At 41.3% G+C, this 20,681-nt stretch carries 15 protein-coding genes; 7 read left to right on the top strand and 8 right to left on the bottom strand.

Translation table 11 applies throughout. The features are described 5' to 3' along the window. Positions 1–14: 14 nt before the first annotated feature. The 3 genes from ACQ76V_RS00590 to ACQ76V_RS00580 all read left to right on the top strand — a co-directional run bounded on the left by ACQ76V_RS00590 (position 15) and on the right by ACQ76V_RS00580 (position 5,584). Entirely contained in the window at positions 15–371 is a 357-nt protein-coding gene (locus tag ACQ76V_RS00590; protein WP_440998518.1) for a DUF3147 family protein, read from the top strand. A gap of 300 nt (positions 372–671) precedes the next feature. After that, the gene (locus ACQ76V_RS00585) at positions 672–4,484 is read left to right on the top strand and encodes a type IIG restriction enzyme/methyltransferase (RefSeq protein ID WP_440998517.1); all 3,813 of its coding nucleotides are present in this window, start codon (positions 672–674) and stop codon (positions 4,482–4,484) included. Between the two features lie 203 nt (positions 4,485–4,687). Beyond that, positions 4,688–5,584, top strand: coding sequence for a hypothetical protein (locus ACQ76V_RS00580; protein ID WP_440998516.1), 897 nt, complete (start codon positions 4,688–4,690; stop codon positions 5,582–5,584). Between the two features lie 218 nt (positions 5,585–5,802). On the opposite strand, the gene ACQ76V_RS00575 is transcribed toward ACQ76V_RS00580, so the two are convergent. Continuing rightward, positions 5,803–6,531: a hypothetical protein gene (locus ACQ76V_RS00575; RefSeq protein ID WP_440998515.1), complete on the bottom strand. Its 729-nt coding sequence runs from the start codon at positions 6,529–6,531 to the stop codon at positions 5,803–5,805. Positions 6,532–6,905: 374 nt separating this feature from the next. Between ACQ76V_RS00575 and ACQ76V_RS00570 the strand changes: the two genes are divergently transcribed. Continuing rightward, complete coding sequence (locus ACQ76V_RS00570; protein ID WP_440998514.1) at positions 6,906–7,259, top strand: VOC family protein; 354 nt, start codon at positions 6,906–6,908, stop codon at positions 7,257–7,259. A 52-nt stretch (positions 7,260–7,311) separates the two neighbouring features. Here ACQ76V_RS00570 and ACQ76V_RS00565 read toward each other — a convergent pair whose 3' ends face one another. After that, complete coding sequence (locus ACQ76V_RS00565; RefSeq protein ID WP_440998513.1) at positions 7,312–8,250, bottom strand: hypothetical protein; 939 nt, start codon at positions 8,248–8,250, stop codon at positions 7,312–7,314. Positions 8,251–9,742: 1,492 nt separating this feature from the next. On the opposite strand from ACQ76V_RS00565, the gene ACQ76V_RS00560 reads away from it, so the two are divergent. Both ACQ76V_RS00560 and ACQ76V_RS00555 read left to right on the top strand, forming a co-directional pair. Next, positions 9,743–10,186: a hypothetical protein gene (locus tag ACQ76V_RS00560; protein ID WP_440998512.1), complete on the top strand. Its 444-nt coding sequence runs from the start codon at positions 9,743–9,745 to the stop codon at positions 10,184–10,186. 15 nt (positions 10,187–10,201) lie between these two features. Continuing rightward, positions 10,202–11,278, top strand: coding sequence for a hypothetical protein (locus ACQ76V_RS00555; RefSeq protein ID WP_440998511.1), 1,077 nt, complete (start codon positions 10,202–10,204; stop codon positions 11,276–11,278). A 118-nt stretch (positions 11,279–11,396) separates the two neighbouring features. Here the strand turns inward: ACQ76V_RS00555 and ACQ76V_RS00550 are convergent, their stop codons facing one another. Then, a complete protein-coding gene (locus ACQ76V_RS00550; RefSeq protein WP_440998510.1) occupies positions 11,397–12,506 on the bottom strand; it encodes a fatty acid desaturase family protein in 1,110 nt (369 codons plus the stop codon). Positions 12,507–12,652: 146 nt separating this feature from the next. On the opposite strand from ACQ76V_RS00550, the gene ACQ76V_RS00545 reads away from it, so the two are divergent. After that, complete coding sequence (locus ACQ76V_RS00545) at positions 12,653–12,835, top strand: hypothetical protein (protein WP_440998509.1); 183 nt, start codon at positions 12,653–12,655, stop codon at positions 12,833–12,835. A 448-nt stretch (positions 12,836–13,283) separates the two neighbouring features. On the opposite strand, the gene ACQ76V_RS00540 is transcribed toward ACQ76V_RS00545, so the two are convergent. From ACQ76V_RS00540 to ACQ76V_RS00520, 5 genes are all read right to left on the bottom strand, one after another. Continuing rightward, entirely contained in the window at positions 13,284–14,168 is an 885-nt protein-coding gene (locus ACQ76V_RS00540; protein WP_440998508.1) for a carbohydrate kinase family protein, read from the bottom strand. Between the two features lie 48 nt (positions 14,169–14,216). Further along, positions 14,217–15,572, bottom strand: a complete 1,356-nt coding sequence (locus ACQ76V_RS00535) for a sugar porter family MFS transporter (RefSeq protein WP_440998507.1) — start codon at positions 15,570–15,572, stop codon at positions 14,217–14,219. Positions 15,573–15,599: 27 nt separating this feature from the next. After that, complete coding sequence (locus ACQ76V_RS00530) at positions 15,600–17,183, bottom strand: glycoside hydrolase family 32 protein (RefSeq protein WP_440998506.1); 1,584 nt, start codon at positions 17,181–17,183, stop codon at positions 15,600–15,602. A gap of 71 nt (positions 17,184–17,254) precedes the next feature. Next, positions 17,255–18,955 carry a GH32 C-terminal domain-containing protein gene (locus ACQ76V_RS00525; RefSeq protein WP_440998505.1) on the bottom strand — a complete coding sequence of 567 codons (1,701 nt, stop codon included), beginning with the start codon at positions 18,953–18,955 and terminating at the stop codon, positions 17,255–17,257. 71 nt (positions 18,956–19,026) lie between these two features. After that, entirely contained in the window at positions 19,027–20,667 is a 1,641-nt protein-coding gene (locus ACQ76V_RS00520; protein ID WP_440998504.1) for a glycoside hydrolase family 32 protein, read from the bottom strand. Between the last annotated feature and the right edge of the window lie 14 nt (positions 20,668–20,681).

Genomic DNA, 20,681 nt, shown 5'->3' with positions numbered 1-20,681 from the left:
AAAACACCAAGATTATGAAATTTCTCATTCTTAAATACGCGGTGACCGCTTTTATCATAGTCTTGGTTTCGGAAGTGGCCAAGAGAACCGACCGGTTGGGGGCGCTCTTGGCTTCCCTTCCCTTTGTTACCATTATGGTGATGATCTGGCTGTATATCGAAGGACAGGGAGACGAAAAGATAAGCAATCACGCCTTTTATACCTTTTGGTATGTTATCCCTACCCTGCCGATGTTTCTGGCTATGCCGGTACTATTAAAGAACGGCATAAACTTCTGGTGGTCGCTCGGCGCTTGTGCTGGGATTACCAATGTTTGTTTTGTTATCACTGCTTTCATTGCGGAAAATTTTGGTGTAACACTTATTCCGTAGTACGTGATCGATATACATTGGCTACCTTACCGTTGGTATCTCTGCAATAAAATCATTTCATATTCAGTCATTGGCTTAACCGCAATTAAATTGTGGATAAAGATTATTAGTACCAGAGATAATCGCCAACGCAGATAGAAATAAATTGGGTACGATTAACGGGAAGAATATCAGCTGATAATCTACACGAATAGAAGGACCTCCCTCCTTCTATTAAGCCCGGAATCTCAATGTTGCTTGTTCCCCTGCCAGTCCTTAGAATGAGGGCAAACAAAATGTTGGTTAGTGAACAAGTAAAGCATGCAGACAGAGACGATTACCGCACGAAAAGCCGTTGATAACGCATTTCTCCAAGAGACGATCACCGAAACCGAATTTGAATCCTTTCGCCAGCGACTGCTCAAATTATTAAAACAAGCTGATGATGCCGTTGACGAAGGAGAATCGGAAGAACACCTGAAAAATCTCATCAAGCCCTTCCTCAGCAATACGAATTTCGAGGAGGACTACTACATCAATACCAAGGAGCGGCAGGATCTGGCGATCCATAACGGTAAGACGCGGAAGTCCTCGGTAGGCGTAATGATTGAGGCCAAGCGCCCATCCAACAAAGCCGAAATGATTACCGGGGATGAGGTGAATCGTAAAGCTTTCCATGAATCCATACTCTACTACCTGCGAGAACGGATTGACAATGACAACGACGATATCAAACACATCATTATCACCGATGTGTACAACTGGTATATCTTTGATGCCCAGGATTTCGAGCGCCATTTTTATGAATCCAAAAAGCTAAAAAACTGGTATGAGCAGTGGCGGCAGGACAAAAAGGTAAGCTCCCGCACGCAATTCGTCTACGATCACCTGTCCGAATTTATTAAGGATCTCGATGTCAGTATTAAAGCAGCACAGGTCGATATCAGCAATTACCGCTCGCTGTTGGATAAGAAAGAACTCAGCCGCGACGAACAGAAAAAGCTGGTGCCGCTGTTTAAGCTGTTTACTCCCACTCATCTGCTTAAAGAGCCCTTTGCCAGTGACAGTAATGAGCTGAATAAAGGCTTTTATCGCGAACTGCTCTACATCATGGGGCTTAAAGAGTTCAAAGAAAAAGGCACACATTATATTACACGGCTGGATGAGGAAAACCGACAGCATGCCTCCCTCATTGAGAATACGATCACCCAGCTCAAAAGCATGAGCGTGCTGTCAAGAATCCCCAACCACTCGGAGTATGGCGACGATGAAGAGGAACAGCTGTTCAATGTGGCCATCCAGCTATTGATTACCTGGATCAATCGTATTCTATTTCTCAAACTTTTGGAAGCCCAGCTTTACAAATATCACAAGGAGGATGACCGATTCCGCTTTCTGAGCCACGAAGAAATTGAAGAGTATGACGAGCTCAACAAGCTGTTCTTCCAAGTGCTGGCCCGAAAGTATGAGGAGCGTTCAGACCGCATCAACAAGCACTTTGGTCATATCCCGTATCTGAACAGCTCGCTATTTGATGTCTCGGAGATTGAGGCCGATGCCATTGCGATTTCTGCGCTGGAAGACAATTTGGAAATGCCCGTGTACCATCGCAGTAAAATCACGGACAAAGACGGCCAGCGGTTAAAAGGCGAATCCCTGTCCACCCTCGAATACCTGCTGCGCTTCCTCGATGCGTATAACTTTAATACCGAAGGCACGGCGGAAGTCCAGAAAGAGGCCAAGACCCTCATTAACGCTTCGGTCCTGGGACGTATCTTCGAGAAGATCAACGGCTATAAAGACGGTTCCTTTTTTACGCCCGGCTATATTACCGAATATATGTGCCGGGAAACCATTCGACGGGCCGTAGTACAGAAATTTAACGAGTCATACGAGGATTGGGATTGTGAGTCCATCGAGGAGGTGGCCAGTAAAATTGCCCGGCATGAAATCCCCTACCCTGAGGCCAACGAGATCGTAAACAGCATCACCATTTGTGATCCGGCTGTAGGCTCTGGGCATTTCTTGGTTTCGGCCCTTAACGAGCTGATAGCCATAAAGAATGACCTGCGCATTTTTGTGGATGAGGATAATAACCGATTCCGTGATGTGGATATCAGCGTGGATAATGATGAGCTGAGTATTGCCTGGGGCACCGATCCCTTTTTTGAGTACCGGGTAACCTCGGACTGGAAAGAGAGCGGCCATATTGAGCGTAGCGTGGGCAGCGATACCCAACGCCTGCAAAAAGCCCTATTTCGTGAAAAGAATATCCTCATTGAAAACTGCCTGTTTGGAGTGGATATCAATCCCAACTCGGTGAATATATGCCGACTGCGACTGTGGATCGAGCTCCTCAAGCACGCCTATTACCGTAAAGATACCGACTATCAAGCTTTAGAAGTACTGCCCAATATTGATATCAACATCAAACAGGGTAACTCACTGGTAAGCCGTTTTGAGCTGGATGCCGACCTTTCTCAAATTCTGGCCAACAACGATGATTTGACGATTGAAGACTACAAGCAGGCCGTCCGCAGCTATAAGGAAACCGGCGATCGGGCGGACAAGCGAGCGCTGAAAGAGCAGATCAGCTCTATTAAAGAGAGCTTTTCCGTGGGACTCAAAGAACTGCACCCCGTCCGACAGAAGCTAAAGAAACAGCGCGAAGTGCTGATTAAGGAAGAAGCCAAGCTGGATCTTTTTGAGGGTGACAAGAAGAGCAAGAAAGAGCAGAAGAAAATCAAAAAGACCAAGAAGAACATTGATAAGCTGGAAGAGGAATTAGAAGAACTCGAAAATGCCTCATTCTACGACCAAGCCTTTGAATGGCGATTTGAGTTTCCCGAGGTACTTGACGAAGATGGCAACTTTGCTGGTTTTGATACAGTGATTGGTAATCCGCCCTATGTACGACAGGAGGAGTTAGGGGAATTCAAGGAATACCTCAAGGCTCATTACAAAGTATATAATGGTACTGCGGATATTTATACATACTTCTTTGAGTTGGGACACTCCATCCTAAAAGACCACGGTTGGTTTAGTATGATTACCTCCAATAAGTTCATGCGAACCAATTACGGAGAAAATTTGCGAAACTACTTATCTGAACTAAAACAAATTAGCCAGATCATTGATTTCGGAGAATTACCAGTATTTTCAGAAGCAGCAACCTTTCCAGCTATATTTTTGACTCAGAATAGAAAAATTGAGACGCAAGCCTTTGACTTTATGCAAGTAAAAGACTTGGATTCTCAAAACTTCCAGGATCGTATAACGAATGGATTGGCAACCTTAGATAATCGCTCGATATCAGGAAGCAATTGGTCACTTGCAGAACCAATTGAGTTGGATATCATTGATAAAATGCGAGAGAAAGGAACTGAACTGCTGGAATATGTAGGTACAGAAATATACCGGGGGTTAATAACTGGTTATAACAAAGCATTCGTAATAGACGAAGAGAAGAAAGATGAGCTGATTAAAGAAGATGCTAAATCAAAAGAAATTATCAGACCAGTTCTGAAAGGAAATGATATCCGTTTTTACCGCACAGCCTTTAAAGACTTGTATCTAATAGTTACCAAAATTGGTACTGATATTGATCGATATCCAGCCGTTAAAAATTATTTAGATCAATATAAGGATAGGCTCAAAAAGAGGTATGACCAAGGCGACCATTATTGGGAGTTAAGAGCTTGCGATTATTATGACGAGTTTGAGAAACCCAAAATTATTTATCCTGATATCGCTAAGGAAAGAAGATTTACTTTGGATACTAAAGGACACTATTTAACCAATACCGCATATTTTATTCCATCAAATAACAGGTATGTGTTGGGTATTCTGAATTCTAAACTGGTCTTCAACTATTATAAACGAGTTTCTTCTGTATTAGGTGATCCAGATAAGGGAGGTCGAATGCGTTGGTTTCGTCAGCATGTTAGTGGTATTCCTATTGCTGATACAGACTATGAAGTTAAAGAGAAAATTGAGTCCAATGTTGATCAAATTCTTACTGCCAAAAAGAATAATGCCGATACAAGTGAACTGGATGAGGAAATAGACCAGCTGGTGTACGAGCTTTATGGGCTTACCGATGAGGAGATTGCCATTGTGGAAGAGAGTGTGTGAAGGATGATAGCAATGATTCAAATACTGATTCTTGATGAAAAAAAGTTACCAAGTAGGTGATAAAATCCATTAATTATCACCTTAGAGACCGATGAGTGGTCGTTGTTATTGCATATCATTACGTTGGTCTTTCAAAAAATTATCAAATTAAAGTTATCAATGTTATGAGTATTTGTCAGAGAGCAGGTTTGCTATCAGCATTAATGGCATTTTTTATTTTTTCTACCACTGCCATTGCACAAGAAACCGGTCAAAGGGATAACCGAACGATGCTTGCAAAAGTACAATCGCTTGATCTGGAATCTGTGCGGGAAGGTGTTGTGGTACATTATAAGCCGGGTTATAAAGAGCGAGCCGAAAAGCTCGGTCCTTTATTGAATGATGCTATTCAATTTTTCAAAAAAGAATTGGGGATAACGCAACAATTTCACTTGGCACTTGTCGATTCACTGGACTGGATCCAAATTAGTTCTTCACCATACGGACTTCCCCATGTTAGTGGTATGAATGATGAAGATCCTCCGGTTGCGGTCTTACCTGTTAGTGGAGAGGGAACCGTGTATGATTTTATGGTTTCCCTGGATAACAATTTTTCAAAAAATCTCCGCCAACGTATCCAAAATACCGGGTACTCATGGGAAGAAATTTCAGGAACCATGGTGGATTTAGTAAGCCTACACGAATTGGGGCATGTTTATAAGAATGCTTACGGGATTGGTGAGCCAGCCTTATGGTTTAATGAATTTATGGCCAATTATTTTTCCTATCTGTATATGTTTCAACAACGGCCCGAGTTGGCGGAAATTTGGGATATCACCGGACACGCTATCCAAGAAGGATTTGAGCCCCAGTATCATACGTTAGAAGATTTTGAAAAACGATATGTGAAAGTAGGAGTTGGTAACTATGCTTGGTATCAGTCAGCTTTTGAGATGAAGGCAAATCCATTAGTAGAGAAATATGGACTATCTTTTGTTAAGAGGATGAAAGAAGTTTTCCCGAATGGTGTTGGAAAGATAGCGTCTGAAAAGGTACTTGAAGAGCTGGAGACGAATTACCCCGGATTTCAAGAATGGGCCCAAGTTTTCAAGCGCCAATAGTAAATTATCTCCTGAAGTTCCTGAAGTATTCTTTACTTGTTCTATTATATCAGTAATAGGTTGTGTGCTTATTATTTTATTCCTTCTGATATCAACTATTTTTCTCTCAGAGTAACCTGCACTTACCAAGTTTCCTTGTTATCACAATCAGCTCAAATGTTTGACCTATTCCGGACATCCACCTGGATGCCCGGTTGTAGGTTACATCATCAGAGGGATTAATCTTCTTCGCCGTCCCCGTCATTATCTTCAAAGGCGTCTTCGAAGGAGCGTTCAATGGACTCGTCGATCGCATTCCGGTTATCCGGATTGGTCGGGTTAAGGGCATTCCCGGTTTCATCCACAAACCATTTCGAGATATCAACAGTCATGGTCACATTTATACTTCCCTGATCCTCGTCAATAATGAGTGGTGAAGCCAGTTCAATTTCCTGGTCCATATTTTCGTTTGACCGGTAACGAAAATCCTGTCCGTCATATGTTCCCGTAATAATTACGGAAAACCGCTGGTCCCCGCTATCCCCCGTTTTAAAATCCGGGTCGGGTGGAGTCTCATTATCCTCCGGCTTGTGCACATCAAACTCTATTTCGTCATATTGTCCTGTCGGCACTTCGCTCACCGCAACCTCATTGAGGCTTCCATCGAGATTCAGTGTGACAACAAAAGAGCCGGTTTGAAAATCAAGAGAATCATCGGCTACTCCATCATCCTCGAGATCACTCTTAAATTCGACCCTCCGAATCAACATCTTGGCTTCGGTAATTTCTACATGACTGCTTTGCATCTCAGCCCTCTCCTTTTGTGTGGATTGTATGGAGTTCTGGGCGGCAAAGCTCAATGATAACGTTGACAGATTGCCGTTTGTCCCAGTGGAGTTGCAACCCGAGATCAGTACCAGTGCTGCAAAAGGAATCAATAATAACCATCGTAGTAATGTGTATCGCATAATATTAGCTGTTTTAATTGTGAGTTACATCTATAGTACACACAACCGGCAGGGGTACCCCCAAGCAAAAAAAACTACAGATGAAACAAGAACAGAAAATAAGAAAAGCTTTCCGGGAAATCCCGGCTGCCCATCCATGTATTATTGAAGGGGATCATTGGTTTGGCCTAAAGCTTTTTTTGCTTGTTGGGTAAGAGCGATCGTTTCCAAATGCTTTTCAGCTTTAAATGCCTCTATTGCTAAATTGTAGATTGTCTGTACTGATTTCGTCTTAAAATTTTATTAGCTAATATTTGAAATAATAATAGTACATTTGAATTATCAAACTATTCGGTCATTGCAAATTTTAAGCATTATAGAATAAAGCCGATCATATGAGTAATCACGAAAAAATAAACTATGTAGAGTTTCCTTCAAGTGATTTATTGGCTACAAAGAAATTCTTCAAGGAGGTCTTTGAATGGTCATTTAAAGACTATGGGCCAGAATATACTGCCTTTTCAAATTCCGGATTAGATGGTGGCTTTTTTAAATCTTCAAAACATACTGCCATAGAGAATGGCTCCGCTTTAGTTGTATTATACAGTAATGATTTGGAAGCTACACAAACTAAAATCCAACAATCTGGTGGTAAAATCACAAAGTCAATCTTTCCATTTCCTGGGGGCCGTAGGTTTCATTTTGTAGAACCGGGTGGTAATGAACTGGCAGTCTGGTCAGATCAGTAACAGCTCCTCTCCTCTTCCCCTTATACCAGATCATCAAGGATGAATTAGGCGATTACTTTTGTCGTACGATGTAAACAGGATCATAGACATAATATTCCGGAATCGTAGACTTTGATACCTCTTGTTGTTGCGAATTCTTAAATGAATAGCGGCCGGTATCGATATTGTAGAGAAAGGTGTGATCCTCTTCGGTAAGTACAGTTATTTCGTGATTATGAAGGTTGTGACTGATCTCGGTCTCTATAAAATTTCGCAGAGTAAAATCGCAGTCCCGGTCTTCTGCGTAAAGCTCGATAATCTGAGTAGATTCCCGAAACAGCGTTTTCATCTGGTTTCTTCGAAGCTCCAGCTCTTGTTCTGTGAGCCCCTTGGTATCATTAAGGCTATCATTAGTCAAGGCCACATGTTTTGTAAAGATCCAGAATTCAAGAAAATGCTCCCAGTTCAACGGGCTGGTAGGAGTGATAGCCTTACCCCACACTCCACTTTTAGCCCGCATGAGTCGGATATCATTGATACGGTATCGAAAGTCGGAATGGTTACTGAACGATCCATCAGAAGTTAAGCTACTGAAAAACGGTTGTATTTTGGGGTCGTTCTCTGTTTCTGAATTCGAAACAAATCCATCAAAGTTCCCTTTAATTTCAAGGTTTACTTTAATTGGACGGATATTATCAAACCGCTTCAGGAGATCTGGATATTTTTCAAGATCCGTCCGTTTTATCCAATTACCGTCAATTTTATACTCATTGGAGGTATGCCATCGGAAATGATAATATTCCATCGGCTCCCCAAGCAGTGTCCACCACTGTAGACGCAAATCAAAACCTTTCATTAGGCCAACTTTATCAACATTAAGAGGTGCTACACCGGACACATTAGCGGTAAAACGACCGTCTTTTTTAGCACCCGAGGCGCCCTGACCTGTCGCATTCATGTAGCTGATACATAAAATGGTCGTAACCAGATAGAAATGAATTAATCCTTTCATAGCATATTTTGTTCTTCAGATAAAGAGCGGACGTAGAATGGCAAAAAGTCTCTTATTTAACCCCAGATCTGTAAATGATTTCCAGCCAACCCGTATCAACTCAAACTTTGACGGTAATAATAAATAGTGCTGAAAAAAAACATTAGAATTTTTAGAGCTAATTAAATATAGAATTACCGAAAGGTATCCTGGTTGTTTTTAATGCCATCATCTGTTGATATTTCAGGGTACAATTAGCCTCTTTTTTGAGTTTCGCTCAAATTTTCTTGAAGGATTTTAAGATCGTAGTACGCTGTATCCTTATTGCATATTTCAGAGGTATTACAACTAATATCACATCTCAACATCAATACTCTTGGAGAGCAGATAAGTATTAATCTAAGGACCTACCAGAAGATCCTGAAGTATTTCAGCCAAATAGAGAAATGGAGACACCAATAGCGTGAACACATTGTAAAAACGTTAATTCATGCTGTTAACGCCAATGTAGATGAGAATGGCACTGGCATGATCAAAATACAGTATATAGCCGATAAACAACTGGAAAAAGACTGGTACAAAATAAGAAAGTGCGAACCTGGAAAGGACCAAGTTCGCACTTTAGCTTCGATCGGCTCCAAGTATACAGACGATATGCGGAAAGTCTTTCCTCTTGAATGGGCTATCAGAGTCCTAAGACGGGGTCCTAAAGGGAATGAGTACAAAATTGATTACCAAAAACTGCTAAATTTGTACCCAAACTTCGATGATGCGAACCAAAAATTTTATGCAAATTTGTTAACCCCGAATCACCAAAGAAGAAGAAAAAGAAACGGAAAAGTCGGGCTGAGCAACGCAAAATTTTCCAAGAGCTGCTTGATTCAGGAGAGGTGAAAAATCAAGCTGAAATTGCTCGAAAATTCGGTGTTAGTCGGGCCTGGGTTTCGAAGGTCCTTAAGTAAAAATCTATTTATGAAGCAGGTCGCCAAAGTAAAAGCCGAACAATCTCGTTTCCTTTAATAGTCCGATTTCTTCATCAAATAACTCGCGTATGGATACTGCGCCAGACGAATTCTGCTTAAGCTGAACATCCAAGTCCCTCACCTTTATAGTAATCCTGATCTTGAATCACAAAGGTAGCGGCTTACCTACAAATAATTTTGTAATCCGTAGTTGAACATTAGTAAGCGTGCTGGGGCATCTTGATTATGACATGCTCTAACTACTAATAACAATGAAATAATATTAGATTGTAATCAAATTCGTGATCAATACTGAAATTCTAAGATAAACATTGTTCCTCGTACAGTAGCTAGAGTTAAGGGTATATTCACCTGATTGGCTGATCTATGAATCAGATTCTTACGTTATGTGCCTGGATTGTTAATAAATAAGACTTCTTTGATTAATTATATATATACTTAAAGTATGTATAATTATTTTCATTGGTAATGAGTCAACTGGTCAAAGAAACATCAAGAAAAATAACCTTAAATAATGTTCGGAGACTAATATGAAAACAATACGCCTTATAACATCATCAATACTTTTACTGTTTGCTGTCCAATCGATGGCTGTTGCACAGTCAACAGATATAAAAGAAACGTTTAAGAAACACTTTAACAAAACTGTTCAACAGGTTCAGGAAACAGAAAGTGCAGATAAAAAACGAATGCTTCTTAATGAATCATTTACCAAAATGCTCGAAGCTGTTGACCGCATCGAATCACGGGCCAATTTATCTGAAGATAAAATAGCTCAATTAAACTCTTTTAAAAATGGTATATCAGAAAAAAAGAGTGAACTAAACGGCTTAGAAGGATTCGATGAAGTTGTAGACGAAGACCTTGATGACTTCTCCGAATACTCTCAAGATTTCATGGAACAGGCTGATAGAACCTTAACCATTGGTCTTACAACTGCTCTTTTGATTGTTATTATACTTCTGCTGCTATAAATTATTTATGCATGTATGCTCCTATCTAAAACCCTGATTTGGCTACCCCTACTAACGGGAATTGTTTTATCGGGGTGTAGCCATACTTCTGAATTATTCAGAGATGGCACCACTGATGAAAATACAGACGTAGCCTATTCTGTAATTTATTATATTCACGCCGATGCCGATTACCTTTATCATGATGCTGTCGGAGAACCGGTACGGAAAAACCAACAAGTACTTGATACGGCGCTAAACGTTGCGGACGAAGCGGAGTCGGGAGAAGTCTTTATTTTTTATCAGCGCCCGGAGAAAAAATTCCTGGGCCTTTTTCCACGCAAAAGCAGCCGTTTTTATCACTACACAAACGGTGAGAAAACTAGCCAGGTAAACTATCGCCATCCCAATAGTAATGAAGATTTTTTTACAACTGAGTCTCGGCTATATAACCAATACCGAACCTATTCCGGGGAAGAGAACCAGCGAAATTTCTTTCTTTATTTCGGTCACGAAATACCTGATGACGGAGGGAATAGATACCACCAAACATTGCCAAATATTACGGTAAATACTGAAACTTTTTCTTCAGGCATCCAGAAGTTTGTGGCCACAGATGATCAATGGTATGATCTTATAGTACTCTCAACTTGTAATAATGGAACACCCGAAATGGCAGCGAACCTTATGCCATTTTCCCATGTTATGCTTGCTTCCCCGCAAAATCTCCACCTTTCTCATATCGATTCACAGAGGTTGGACTTACTGGAGAGCAGTCCGAGAATTTCTTCCTTTCAGTTAGCCGACTCGATGGCCAACCAGACCTATCAGCGCCTTGAAAAAGAGATCCAAACTGCGATTACTCTTAGTGTATATGAGCTTGACGTTGTAAAAGAATACCAAAACAAACTTCATACTTTTACCACAGCATATGACACCTTGGATCAAAGGCAATCCTTTTCAAATAATATTGATTGCAAATTTACTTCTTTTTTTGATGAAGACACCTTTGAAAAAGGCGTGAAAACATGGTATAACCCAGCAAGATTTGGAAGAAATTCCTCCAGCACTACTCATTCCGGCTGGGGATGTACACCACTTAAAAAACAATAAGGAGATATGTGTGCTCCCCCTTAGCCCTGAGGCTATTTAAAAAAATCATTTAACTGGGTTTTTAGATAATCCTCAAGATTAAACTTCGAAGAAAACACATAATTAGACTATACGCCTGTTATGTGTGAGCTTCGGAATACGTAAACTCCGGATCTCCAAATTTTTTGAGCGTACGATAATGAGATGCTACTGCCTCAAAAAAGGTGTCATGCTGATTGTACGGAATATCAAACTCATCGGCCGTTTGTTCTACAATATGACTGATAGCCGGATAATGTACGCTGCAAATTCTAGGAAACAGGTGATGTTCAATCTGGAAGTTCAATCCACCTACAAACCAGCATAATGCTTTATTATCGCGCGCAAAATTATTGGTAGTCACCATTTCATGAATCATCCAATGTTCATCAATCATATTATCTTCATCCGGCAGCGGATGATCCGTTCCCTCCACAACGTGGGCAAGCTGAAAAACAATGCCTACGGTTAGCCCAGCTGTCAGGTGAAGCGTTGTAAAGCCAACCAACAGGTGAACCCACGTAATATCGAGTAGAAGCAGTGGAAGCACCAGCATGTAGGTATAGTAGATGGCCTTGGTTACAAACAGGATGATCCATTCACTCGTGGGATGAGTTTTGTTTTCGTACGGACCAATATTATCCTTTGCAAAATGCTTGTAATCTTTAATAAACACCCAGAAAAACGTGGAGAGGCTATAGGCAAAGAAGGCTAGGATATGTTGGACGCGATGGATTGGCTTATACTCTGAATGTGGGGAGAGGCGGATAAATTCAGCCACCTCCAGATCCTCGTCGTGTTCGTGAATATTAGTATAGGTGTGATGGATAATGTTGTGGGTTATCTTCCAGATATAGCCATTTGCTCCCACCAAATCGAAAGTATATCCCAATGCACGATTAATATACTTATTAGAAGAATACGCCCCATGCAAGGCATCATGGGATACAGAAAAACCAATACCCGCCATGCCAATACCCATAATAAACGTTAAAAACCACATCGCTCCGACAGAGAGCGACCCGGACATGATCAACGCATAGGGTCCAAAATAAAGCGTTAGCATTACAACGGTTTTAATTACCATCTGCAGGTTGGCATTCTTTGAGAGATTACGCTCCTCAAAATATTGGTTAACCCGCTGCTTTACCGTTTGACTGAACTCCCTACTGGTACTGTTATTAAACGTTACTCTTTCTACAGATGACATACTATTAAGACTCTAATTCAAACTTCACATTAAAAAACTTCCACACTTTACCAAGGAGATGATATCCAAGTTCTGTTTTGTACTGCTACCTATGATCATTTAATCTGTTAGAAGCAAAAAACCCTTATGGAGGCTAAACATAATTAATGAATAAGAAGGACCCTAACTTTTCCAAAGCCCTTTCTTATACAATAATGACCTGTATTTTTATCAACTATAATCTGAATACAAACCGTCATAATACTCCAGCTGGTTTGAATATTTATAAAACTAGAGAAGTTGAAACCAATTATTTAGCCAATAAACAGCTGGAAAAAGACTGGCAGTAAATAAAAAAACAGTGACCCTGGAAAAGTTCAGGTTTGCACTTCAGAAATACTTAGCTCCAAGTATACAGACGATATGCGGAAAGTCTTTCCTCTTGAATGGCCTATCAGAGTCCTAAGACGGGGTCCTAAAAGAAATGAGTACAAAGTTGACTACCAAAAACTGTTCAATTTGTACCCAAATTTTAATGATGCGAACCAAAAATTTTATACAAAATTTATTAACTCCGAATCATCAAAAAAGAAGAAAAAGCAACGGAAAAGCCGAGCTAAGCAACGTAAGATTTATCAGGAATTGCTTGACTCGGGGAAGGTTAAAAACCAAGTCGAGATTGCTCGAAAATTTGGTGTGAGCCGGGCCTGGGTTTTGGAGTTATTGTCTTAGAATGAGCAAAATACTAACCGTCCCACAAAACGATTTTTCGTTCTGTCCAAAGAGATAAGATTACCGCTAAACCATTTCGCTTCTTATTTCATCTAAACTATATTGTGGCGTCGCCCCATCTTTTTGAGCTATTAACGACCCAGTCGCATTCGCGTAAATCAGCAAATCCTTACCGTCTACCCCAGTAATAATGCCATGTATTAGAGAAGCTAAAAACGCATCACCTGCACCAACAACATCTTTAGCCTTTACTGGAAAGCCTTGGTGCTCAAACCATTTATCATCTTTAAAAAGCATCGAGCCGTTCGCCCCTTTTGTGACACACACCGTAGAACAATTAAAGTGAGCAACTATATCCTCAACAGCACTTTTGGGACCACCTGAAAGCGAATACCATTCGATAAGATGATTGAGTTCGTCTTCATTCATCTTAACAATATCTGCCATTTCCAATGACTGGCGAATTACTTTTTTATTGATAAATGGTTTACGGAGATTCATATCAAAAATCAGGGTCAACCCGCGTTCCATCAGGGATTGTATGGTTTTACGACTTGTTTCATTTCTCTGGGCAAGTGTTCCAAAGACCAACCCCAAAGATTGCTCTGCGGTATCTCCCAGCTTGTCAGAAAGTATTATCTCATCCCAGGCTACCGGTTGTAATATATTATATTGGGGGTCCCCACCCTCTGTGAACTCCACCCCTACAAAACCAGTTTCGTGCTGTTCATCGAACTGCACTAAATCGGTAGAAATATCCATCATTTTGATCCGCCGAACGGCCTCTTTGCCCAACCGGTCTTTACCTACCTTACTGGCGATGACCGACTCAATATTCAATTGATTTAAGTGGTAGCACACATTCAAGGGGGCACCGCCCAAATACAATCCGGAAGGCAAAGAATCCCATAGTACTTCACCAATACACAAAATATTGCTCTTGTCACTCATAAATCGATTACTGCTTGTCTATATTTTCTTAATCAAATTGTACTGTTGCTATTCCCAGCTGCCTTCCAATTCTGCATCTTCTGGCAGTAATTCCTTCTCGAGTTCCTCCAAGGATTTATTCTTGGTTTCAGGCATTACTTTCCAGACAAACAGAAGTTGCAAGAACATCATGAAAGCGAAGAAAGCAAAAATGGTTCCGCCCGAAAAGGCACTCAACACGGTTGGAGTTATGAGCGTAATGATGGCTGCAAAAATCCAGTGGGTGCCCGATCCCAATGACATACCCGAATCACGTACTTTATTAGGAAAAATTTCGGAAATAAATACCCAAATAACTGCGCCCTGTCCCACGGCGTGTGCCGCAATAAAAAAGCAAACAAACGCTACAACGATTCCACCCTCGGCACCGCTAAAAAAGGCCCATGAAACACCTGATAGTGACAGTATGTATCCGAATGATCCGTAGTACATCAGCTGCTTTCGTCCCACACGATCAATCAGATACATCCCCAGCATAGTAAACAGCAAGTTGACGATTCCCAGCGGGATGGATGCCCCCAACACATCGGTGGCAGCAATACCAGCCTGTTCAAAAATACGGGGTGCATAATACAATACAAAGTTAATGCCTGACCATTGATTGAAAAATGCCACCAAAAAGGCTAATAAAATGGGAAAGCTATATTTCCTGGACAAGAATTTAGCATCGGTAACCTTTTTTGTAGATGCTTTAATATCTGTCATTAGCTGCTCAATATTGGCTTTGGGATTGAGCTGCTCAAGCAGTTTCCTTGCCGTTGCATCATCATTTTTCTTAAGTGCGAGCCAGCGCGGACTTTCGGGGATGCCCAGCACAAAGAAGGCATAAATGGCAGCGGGTACCGCCTCTACTCCCAGCATCCAGCGCCAGGCCACGTCATCAAAGTAGGTACCAATCACATAATTTGATATGTAAGCAACCAAGATCCCCAACACAATATTAAATTGATATGAGGCTACTAAACGCCCCCGATCTTTGGCGGGAGTAATCTCAGAAATGTAAATTGGCGCCGCTACCGACGAGGCCCCAACACCCAGTCCACCAATAAACCGGGATAAAGAAAAGATATACGGATCGGGAGCCAATGCAGATCCCAGTGCGGATAACAGATACAATACACCAATACCAAATAAGGTATTCTTTCGGCCCAGTTTGTCGCAGGGAATGCCACCAAATAACGCCCCTACCACTGTTCCCCAAAGCGCCATCGACATAATAAAGGTACCATGAAAGAGGTCGCTGATCTGCCATAATTCCTGTATCGCCCGGTCGGCTCCAGAAATCACAATGGTATCAAAACCAAATAGAAATCCCGCCAGCGAAGCAACGATGGCCGACAGTAATAATGATCTCGTTTTAATCATAGTATAGTAATGAAATATTTAAATTATTTATTGAGAATTACTCCATGTGGATTGCAGCTCCCGGAAACCCAAATTCACAACCTCTGCGGCTCCGCCTTCGCTAAAAATTTCGATCCCGTTCGAAGATTCGCTCGGAAATATCCGATTAGTGATCGAGCGATCACCTTTACCGCTAAAGACTTCAACCGAAGAACGATCAACCAATATTTCTAATGTCAGAATATTTTTATTTAATCTTAACGGTGCTGTTTGAATCTCTGCTGCAAAATCTTCGTGAAAAGATACTTCTCCGGAGTTTCTTCTATCCACAAAAAGTTCTTCAGCCCTCACATCATAGCCGACAACAGTTTGTTCTTCATCTCCTTTGCGAAGGTTAAATCCAACACGCTCGGCATCATTGAGCTGAATCTCGGCTTCAATTTTGTAGGTCGTACCTTCGAGGTTTTCATCCGTGAACAATCCGTCAGAAATGGTGATATTTTCAAACTGCTGGGCCTCACCAGCAATAGTATTTAATTCATCTACCGTCTTTTGTGTAAGACGTGGACCCTCATCGGTGGACATCAACCCTACTTTCCGCGGGATAGTCATAGCCCCTCTCCACGGATTAGTTGGAATTTCGCCGGCATAGTTCCAGTTGTTCATCCACGCCAACCAAATGCGTCGCCCATCGGGAATGTTCGAATATGATTGCACGGCATAAAAATCCTTACCGTAGTCTACCCAGAGCGTTTCGCCTTTGGTTTCTTCGCTTTCGGTAAATTCTGATCCATCAAAATCACCCACGAAATATTGTCCGCCCGATCCACCGGCTACTGCTCCTGGGTTCATATCAACTTGCAAAACCCAGCGCGATTCTCCGTCATGCCCATCCACAGGGAGTTTAAACAGGTCGGGACATTCCCATATACCCCCTGTTCCTCCTGCTGGACCAAATTCGCTTTCCATCTTCCAGTCAATCAAATTATCAGAGCTGTAAAAACGGACTTTGTATTCAGTGGGTAGGGCTACTACCATAATCCACTTTTCGGTTTCCTCATGCCAAATCACCTTGGGATCACGAAAGTTTTCCATTTCTTCATCAATTACGGGATTGCCTTCATACTTGGTCCAACTGCGTCCGTTATCAGTGCTATAGGCAATGCGCTGATCCTGCTTGGGGTTTTCCTCACTGTCGTGATGACCAGTATAGATGGCAACCATCGGGGGATTTTCTTCCGCCCCCAATCCTGAGGTATTTTGCTTATCCACAACTGCACTGCCAGAGAAAATCATGATGCCGTCCTCTTCTTGAAGCGCCACATCGAGTTCCTCCCAGTGCATCAGGTCGGTACTTACAGCATGACCCCAGCTCATGTGCCCCCACTGGTCACCAAATGGGTTGTATTGATAAAAAAGGTGGTATTCACCGTCATGATACACCAAGCCATTGGGGTCGTTAATCCAGTTTTGGGCCGGTGTAAAATGAAACTGCGGACGGTAAAGTTCGTCGTAGGCTATATCATCTTCAGAAGTAACGCCATTGGTTTGATCATTAGTCTGACAAGCACTTAGTAACAGACCGGCGGACACTAACATAATAGCGCCCCAAAAAGAAATAAAATTTTTCATAATCCCACATTTAAAGTTATGGATGAGTTTAATTGATATTTTCGTTTACCGATTTATTGTAGATACAAGATCTATTTATCCCAGATTGATGAAAGTTCATAAACTTCAAAATTTTTTATCAGCATTTTAGAATCTCCACGTCCAGAGCTAAATACCACCACCTTCTGCTCTGTGTCAACAGAATTATGTTCTTCTACATAATATAACTCTCCATCGTTGACAAATACCTCGACTCCCATTCTGTCTACGATAACTTCAAGCTTGAGCGTTTTATCGATGGGATAAAACGTATCGTTGAGGGTACTTCGAAGTTGATTATAGGTCAATTCATACCCATTTATATTCATGCCAAAGCTGGTAGCTTCCCCTTTGTCCAATTCAACAATTATATGAAATTGATCTCCGCGTAGCGGGGATGAGATGGTGTTATCATTTAAGATCTGATTTTCAATTTTCCAGCTTTTTTGATGAAGTTTCTCAATTTCATTCACTGGTGTCGGGGCCAGAAAATAACCATCGGAATCTTTTTTGAGAGATAATTCAGTTGGAAAAGTCATACTCTGATTAAAGGGCATATATGGAGTTTCAGTCTGGAACCAGCCTATTTGAATTCTCCTTCCATCTTCGTCTGGAACATTGCTGTAGGTCTGAGAAGCATAGAAATCCCCACCGTAATCATACTGCGTTACCCCCTGTTCAATAGTAAATTCTTTCCCGTTAAAATCCCCGATCACATATTTACCATCCCCATCATACATAATCCATTTGCTTTCATTGTCGCTACCTTCAACAGGCAGTTCAAATAGTTCCGGACACTCAAAAAAATCAGCTACGCCAGACTGGTATTCCCAGTTCTTCAAATCAGAAGAGGTATATATAGAATGTTGATATAATCTTACTTGCTCCCCGGAATCAGCCAAATCACGCTTTTGTGATTCACTGTACACGATCATAACCCAATGGTTTCCTGGTTCATACCAAAAAACTTTAGGATCGCGTCCATTATGTTCAACCACGGGATTTCCTTCATATTCTTCGAAAGTGCCACCATTGTCATAACTAAGAGCTAAATGTTCTCCCGAGCCGGTTCGAGTGTAAGTGGCAATAAGAGGATCCACACCATCTCTTCGAAATCCAGATGTGTTATCCGAATCAACAACAGCTCCACCCGAAAAAGCCATGTTATTGTGATTAGGTGAATACAGTGCATCGGGTAGTTCTTCCCACTGTACCAAGTCCTTACTTACCGCATGTCCCCAATGCATATTTCCCCAGCTCCACCCATAAGGATTATGTTGATAAAAAAGGTGCCATTCGCCCTCGTACCAGATCAGTCCATTCGGATCGTTATTCCAGCCGCGTCGTGATGAAAAATGTACTTGCTGCCGATAACGCTCTCGATAAAGATTTTCGAGACCCGGGAATATAGTATCGCTGTAAACCTTTTCTAATGCTTTACTGCCCGAAGAATCATCGAGCTCCACCGTCAAGTTTTCACCGGCATAACGTTCGACGGGAAAAAAGGCCCACCAGTCTGCATCTCCCTTTGCTATACTAATTAAAAACTCATCAAGTACCTCTCCATTGTACCGAATTCGCATCATTTTCTGATCGTTATCGGATTTACTATTCCAGCCTACAACCGGAAAATTAAGATACCGATCGTTTTCCCCTATAGTAATTTCTTTTGTTAATGACTGCTGAGCCTCAACGGTTATTGCCCCTGCCAATAATAGTACACTTATTAGAAATAAGGTTTTTATTTTCATCATAGGTAGAAGATTAATTAAAAAATAAATCTTTATAGGCGTAATTCAGTTTAACCATCAAGCAAAAGCTGCAGTTAACGCCAAACTTTTTTTTCATACCATTCATCTACCGATATCTCCCAAGTGTTTTTCATCTGCCAAGCATCCAAGGAAATCAACTCACTTTCCTGCCCCTGAGATCGTATGGAAACACCCACACTTTCCTCAAGATCAGGATAGACCCGTACAGCTGCATATTGCTTGCCATTGGCAAAAAGTTCGACCACACTTTTATCAATAAATATTCGCAGTTCAAGGTTTTCATCATCTTCAAGATAAAGCGGTGCATTTTCAGGTGGTCTCGACTGTACATCTGATCGTATAGAAGAATTATTCGTATCGATTGAAAGCATGCTTTGCTGATTCCCTGAATCCCGTTTTCTAAATCCTGTATTATTATAAAAAGTAATTCTTGTATACTCCTCTCGATCAGGAGATTTTAACACATTCAATTCAATATGCTGAGCATCTTTAGGATTTATCTTAGCTTTTAGCTCCATGGCATTCCCTGAAATATCTTCCAATACAATTTCTTGATTTGCGGGAAGAGTCACCTGTTTTACAGATCGATGATTATAACGCAAAGATTCAAAATCTCCTGCAGGTTCAATGCCGAGCTCATCGGAGTCTCTCAAGGTGAGACGCATTGGAGAGGACATTATCTGGTTCCAACCTTTTGATGGGTTTATTCTTGGAGCGTTTATATTAAAAATAGTGACCACTCCGCCTTCTCCATCTGGAGTTGCAGAGGGTGCATGAACACCACCAGGACGTACAGGCCCATGATTAAAATAACCATGGGAAGTCGGAACAAATTTATTTCGTTCCTTGTCATAGTCCCCTAGCATATATTGTCCACCGCTATAATGGCTAAAGAAAAGTAAAATATAGCGATCACCAATTGGCCAAAAGTACGGACATGCCAAATCATCTTCTACCATAGTAAAGCGGTCACCATCTACAAATTGATGCACATATTCCCAGTTCTTTAAATCCGGTGACTGATACAGCTCTGCAGTAGCAACTAATCTGCCAGTTTTTTCATCACGATCTCTCCACCCAGATATAGAATAGTACATATCATCTTCTTTCCACAAAAATGGATCATAAACATGATGAGATCTTGCTTCGCCATTAACTAATGCCGAATCTCTTTCTTTCATCGGAATAACAGCTTCACCAGTAACCTTGTCCCAATTTAAAAGCAGAGGATCATCTGAAATTGCAACCATATTACCAACTTCAGTGCCATGATAATTTACAATAACCCTATTTTCCTCTACTAAAGCAGATCCTGAATAGGATGCCCTTTCGGGATTAGGATATATCGCCAAAGGCAGATCACGCCAGTGTACCAAATCTTTACTAACGGCATGCCCCCAGTGCTGTCGCGGATCCTCGGGCGGATAGGCTTGGTAAAATAGATGCCAATTGCCATTCCAAAAAGAAAATCCATTTGGATCATTAAGATTTCCTTCTGGATTTACAAAATGAAAAATTGGTCTATATGGATCATCCGATAATCTTTCCCGCGACTCTGCAAATCGTTGTATCAGCGGATTTCTCTTTAACGCTTCCTCTTGCTCCTCTAACGTATTCGGGAAATCAAATTGAGGTATTGGTGAACTATAATCAGATTTAATCTCTGATTTCTGTCCATATATTTCTCCATTCACCCCAACAGTTAATC

This window comes from Fodinibius sp. SL11 (genome assembly GCF_052060035.1).
GTDB lineage: Bacteria > Bacteroidota > Rhodothermia > Balneolales > Balneolaceae > Fodinibius.
The sequence above is the reverse complement of the archived record's forward strand: the minus strand, read 5'-3'. Positions and strand labels throughout refer to the sequence as shown.

What these genes read in the sequence shown, in the direction of transcription:
- ACQ76V_RS00590 (WP_440998518.1), top strand. Translation starts at nt 15, where the DNA reads ATGAAATTTCTCATTCTTAAATACGCGGTGACCGCTTTTATCATAGTC.
- ACQ76V_RS00585 (WP_440998517.1), top strand. Translation starts at nt 672, where the DNA reads ATGCAGACAGAGACGATTACCGCACGAAAAGCCGTTGATAACGCATTT.
- ACQ76V_RS00580 (WP_440998516.1), top strand. Translation starts at nt 4,688, where the DNA reads ATGGCATTTTTTATTTTTTCTACCACTGCCATTGCACAAGAAACCGGT.
- ACQ76V_RS00575 (WP_440998515.1), bottom strand. Translation starts at nt 6,531, where the DNA reads ATGCGATACACATTACTACGATGGTTATTATTGATTCCTTTTGCAGCA.
- ACQ76V_RS00570 (WP_440998514.1), top strand. Translation starts at nt 6,906, where the DNA reads ATGAGTAATCACGAAAAAATAAACTATGTAGAGTTTCCTTCAAGTGAT.
- ACQ76V_RS00565 (WP_440998513.1), bottom strand. Translation starts at nt 8,250, where the DNA reads ATGAAAGGATTAATTCATTTCTATCTGGTTACGACCATTTTATGTATC.
- ACQ76V_RS00560 (WP_440998512.1), top strand. Translation starts at nt 9,743, where the DNA reads ATGAAAACAATACGCCTTATAACATCATCAATACTTTTACTGTTTGCT.
- ACQ76V_RS00555 (WP_440998511.1), top strand. Translation starts at nt 10,202, where the DNA reads ATGCTCCTATCTAAAACCCTGATTTGGCTACCCCTACTAACGGGAATT.
- ACQ76V_RS00550 (WP_440998510.1), bottom strand. Translation starts at nt 12,506, where the DNA reads ATGTCATCTGTAGAAAGAGTAACGTTTAATAACAGTACCAGTAGGGAG.
- ACQ76V_RS00545 (WP_440998509.1), top strand. Translation starts at nt 12,653, where the DNA reads ATGAATAAGAAGGACCCTAACTTTTCCAAAGCCCTTTCTTATACAATA.
- ACQ76V_RS00540 (WP_440998508.1), bottom strand. Translation starts at nt 14,168, where the DNA reads ATGAGTGACAAGAGCAATATTTTGTGTATTGGTGAAGTACTATGGGAT.
- ACQ76V_RS00535 (WP_440998507.1), bottom strand. Translation starts at nt 15,572, where the DNA reads ATGATTAAAACGAGATCATTATTACTGTCGGCCATCGTTGCTTCGCTG.
- ACQ76V_RS00530 (WP_440998506.1), bottom strand. Translation starts at nt 17,183, where the DNA reads ATGAAAAATTTTATTTCTTTTTGGGGCGCTATTATGTTAGTGTCCGCC.
- ACQ76V_RS00525 (WP_440998505.1), bottom strand. Translation starts at nt 18,955, where the DNA reads ATGATGAAAATAAAAACCTTATTTCTAATAAGTGTACTATTATTGGCA.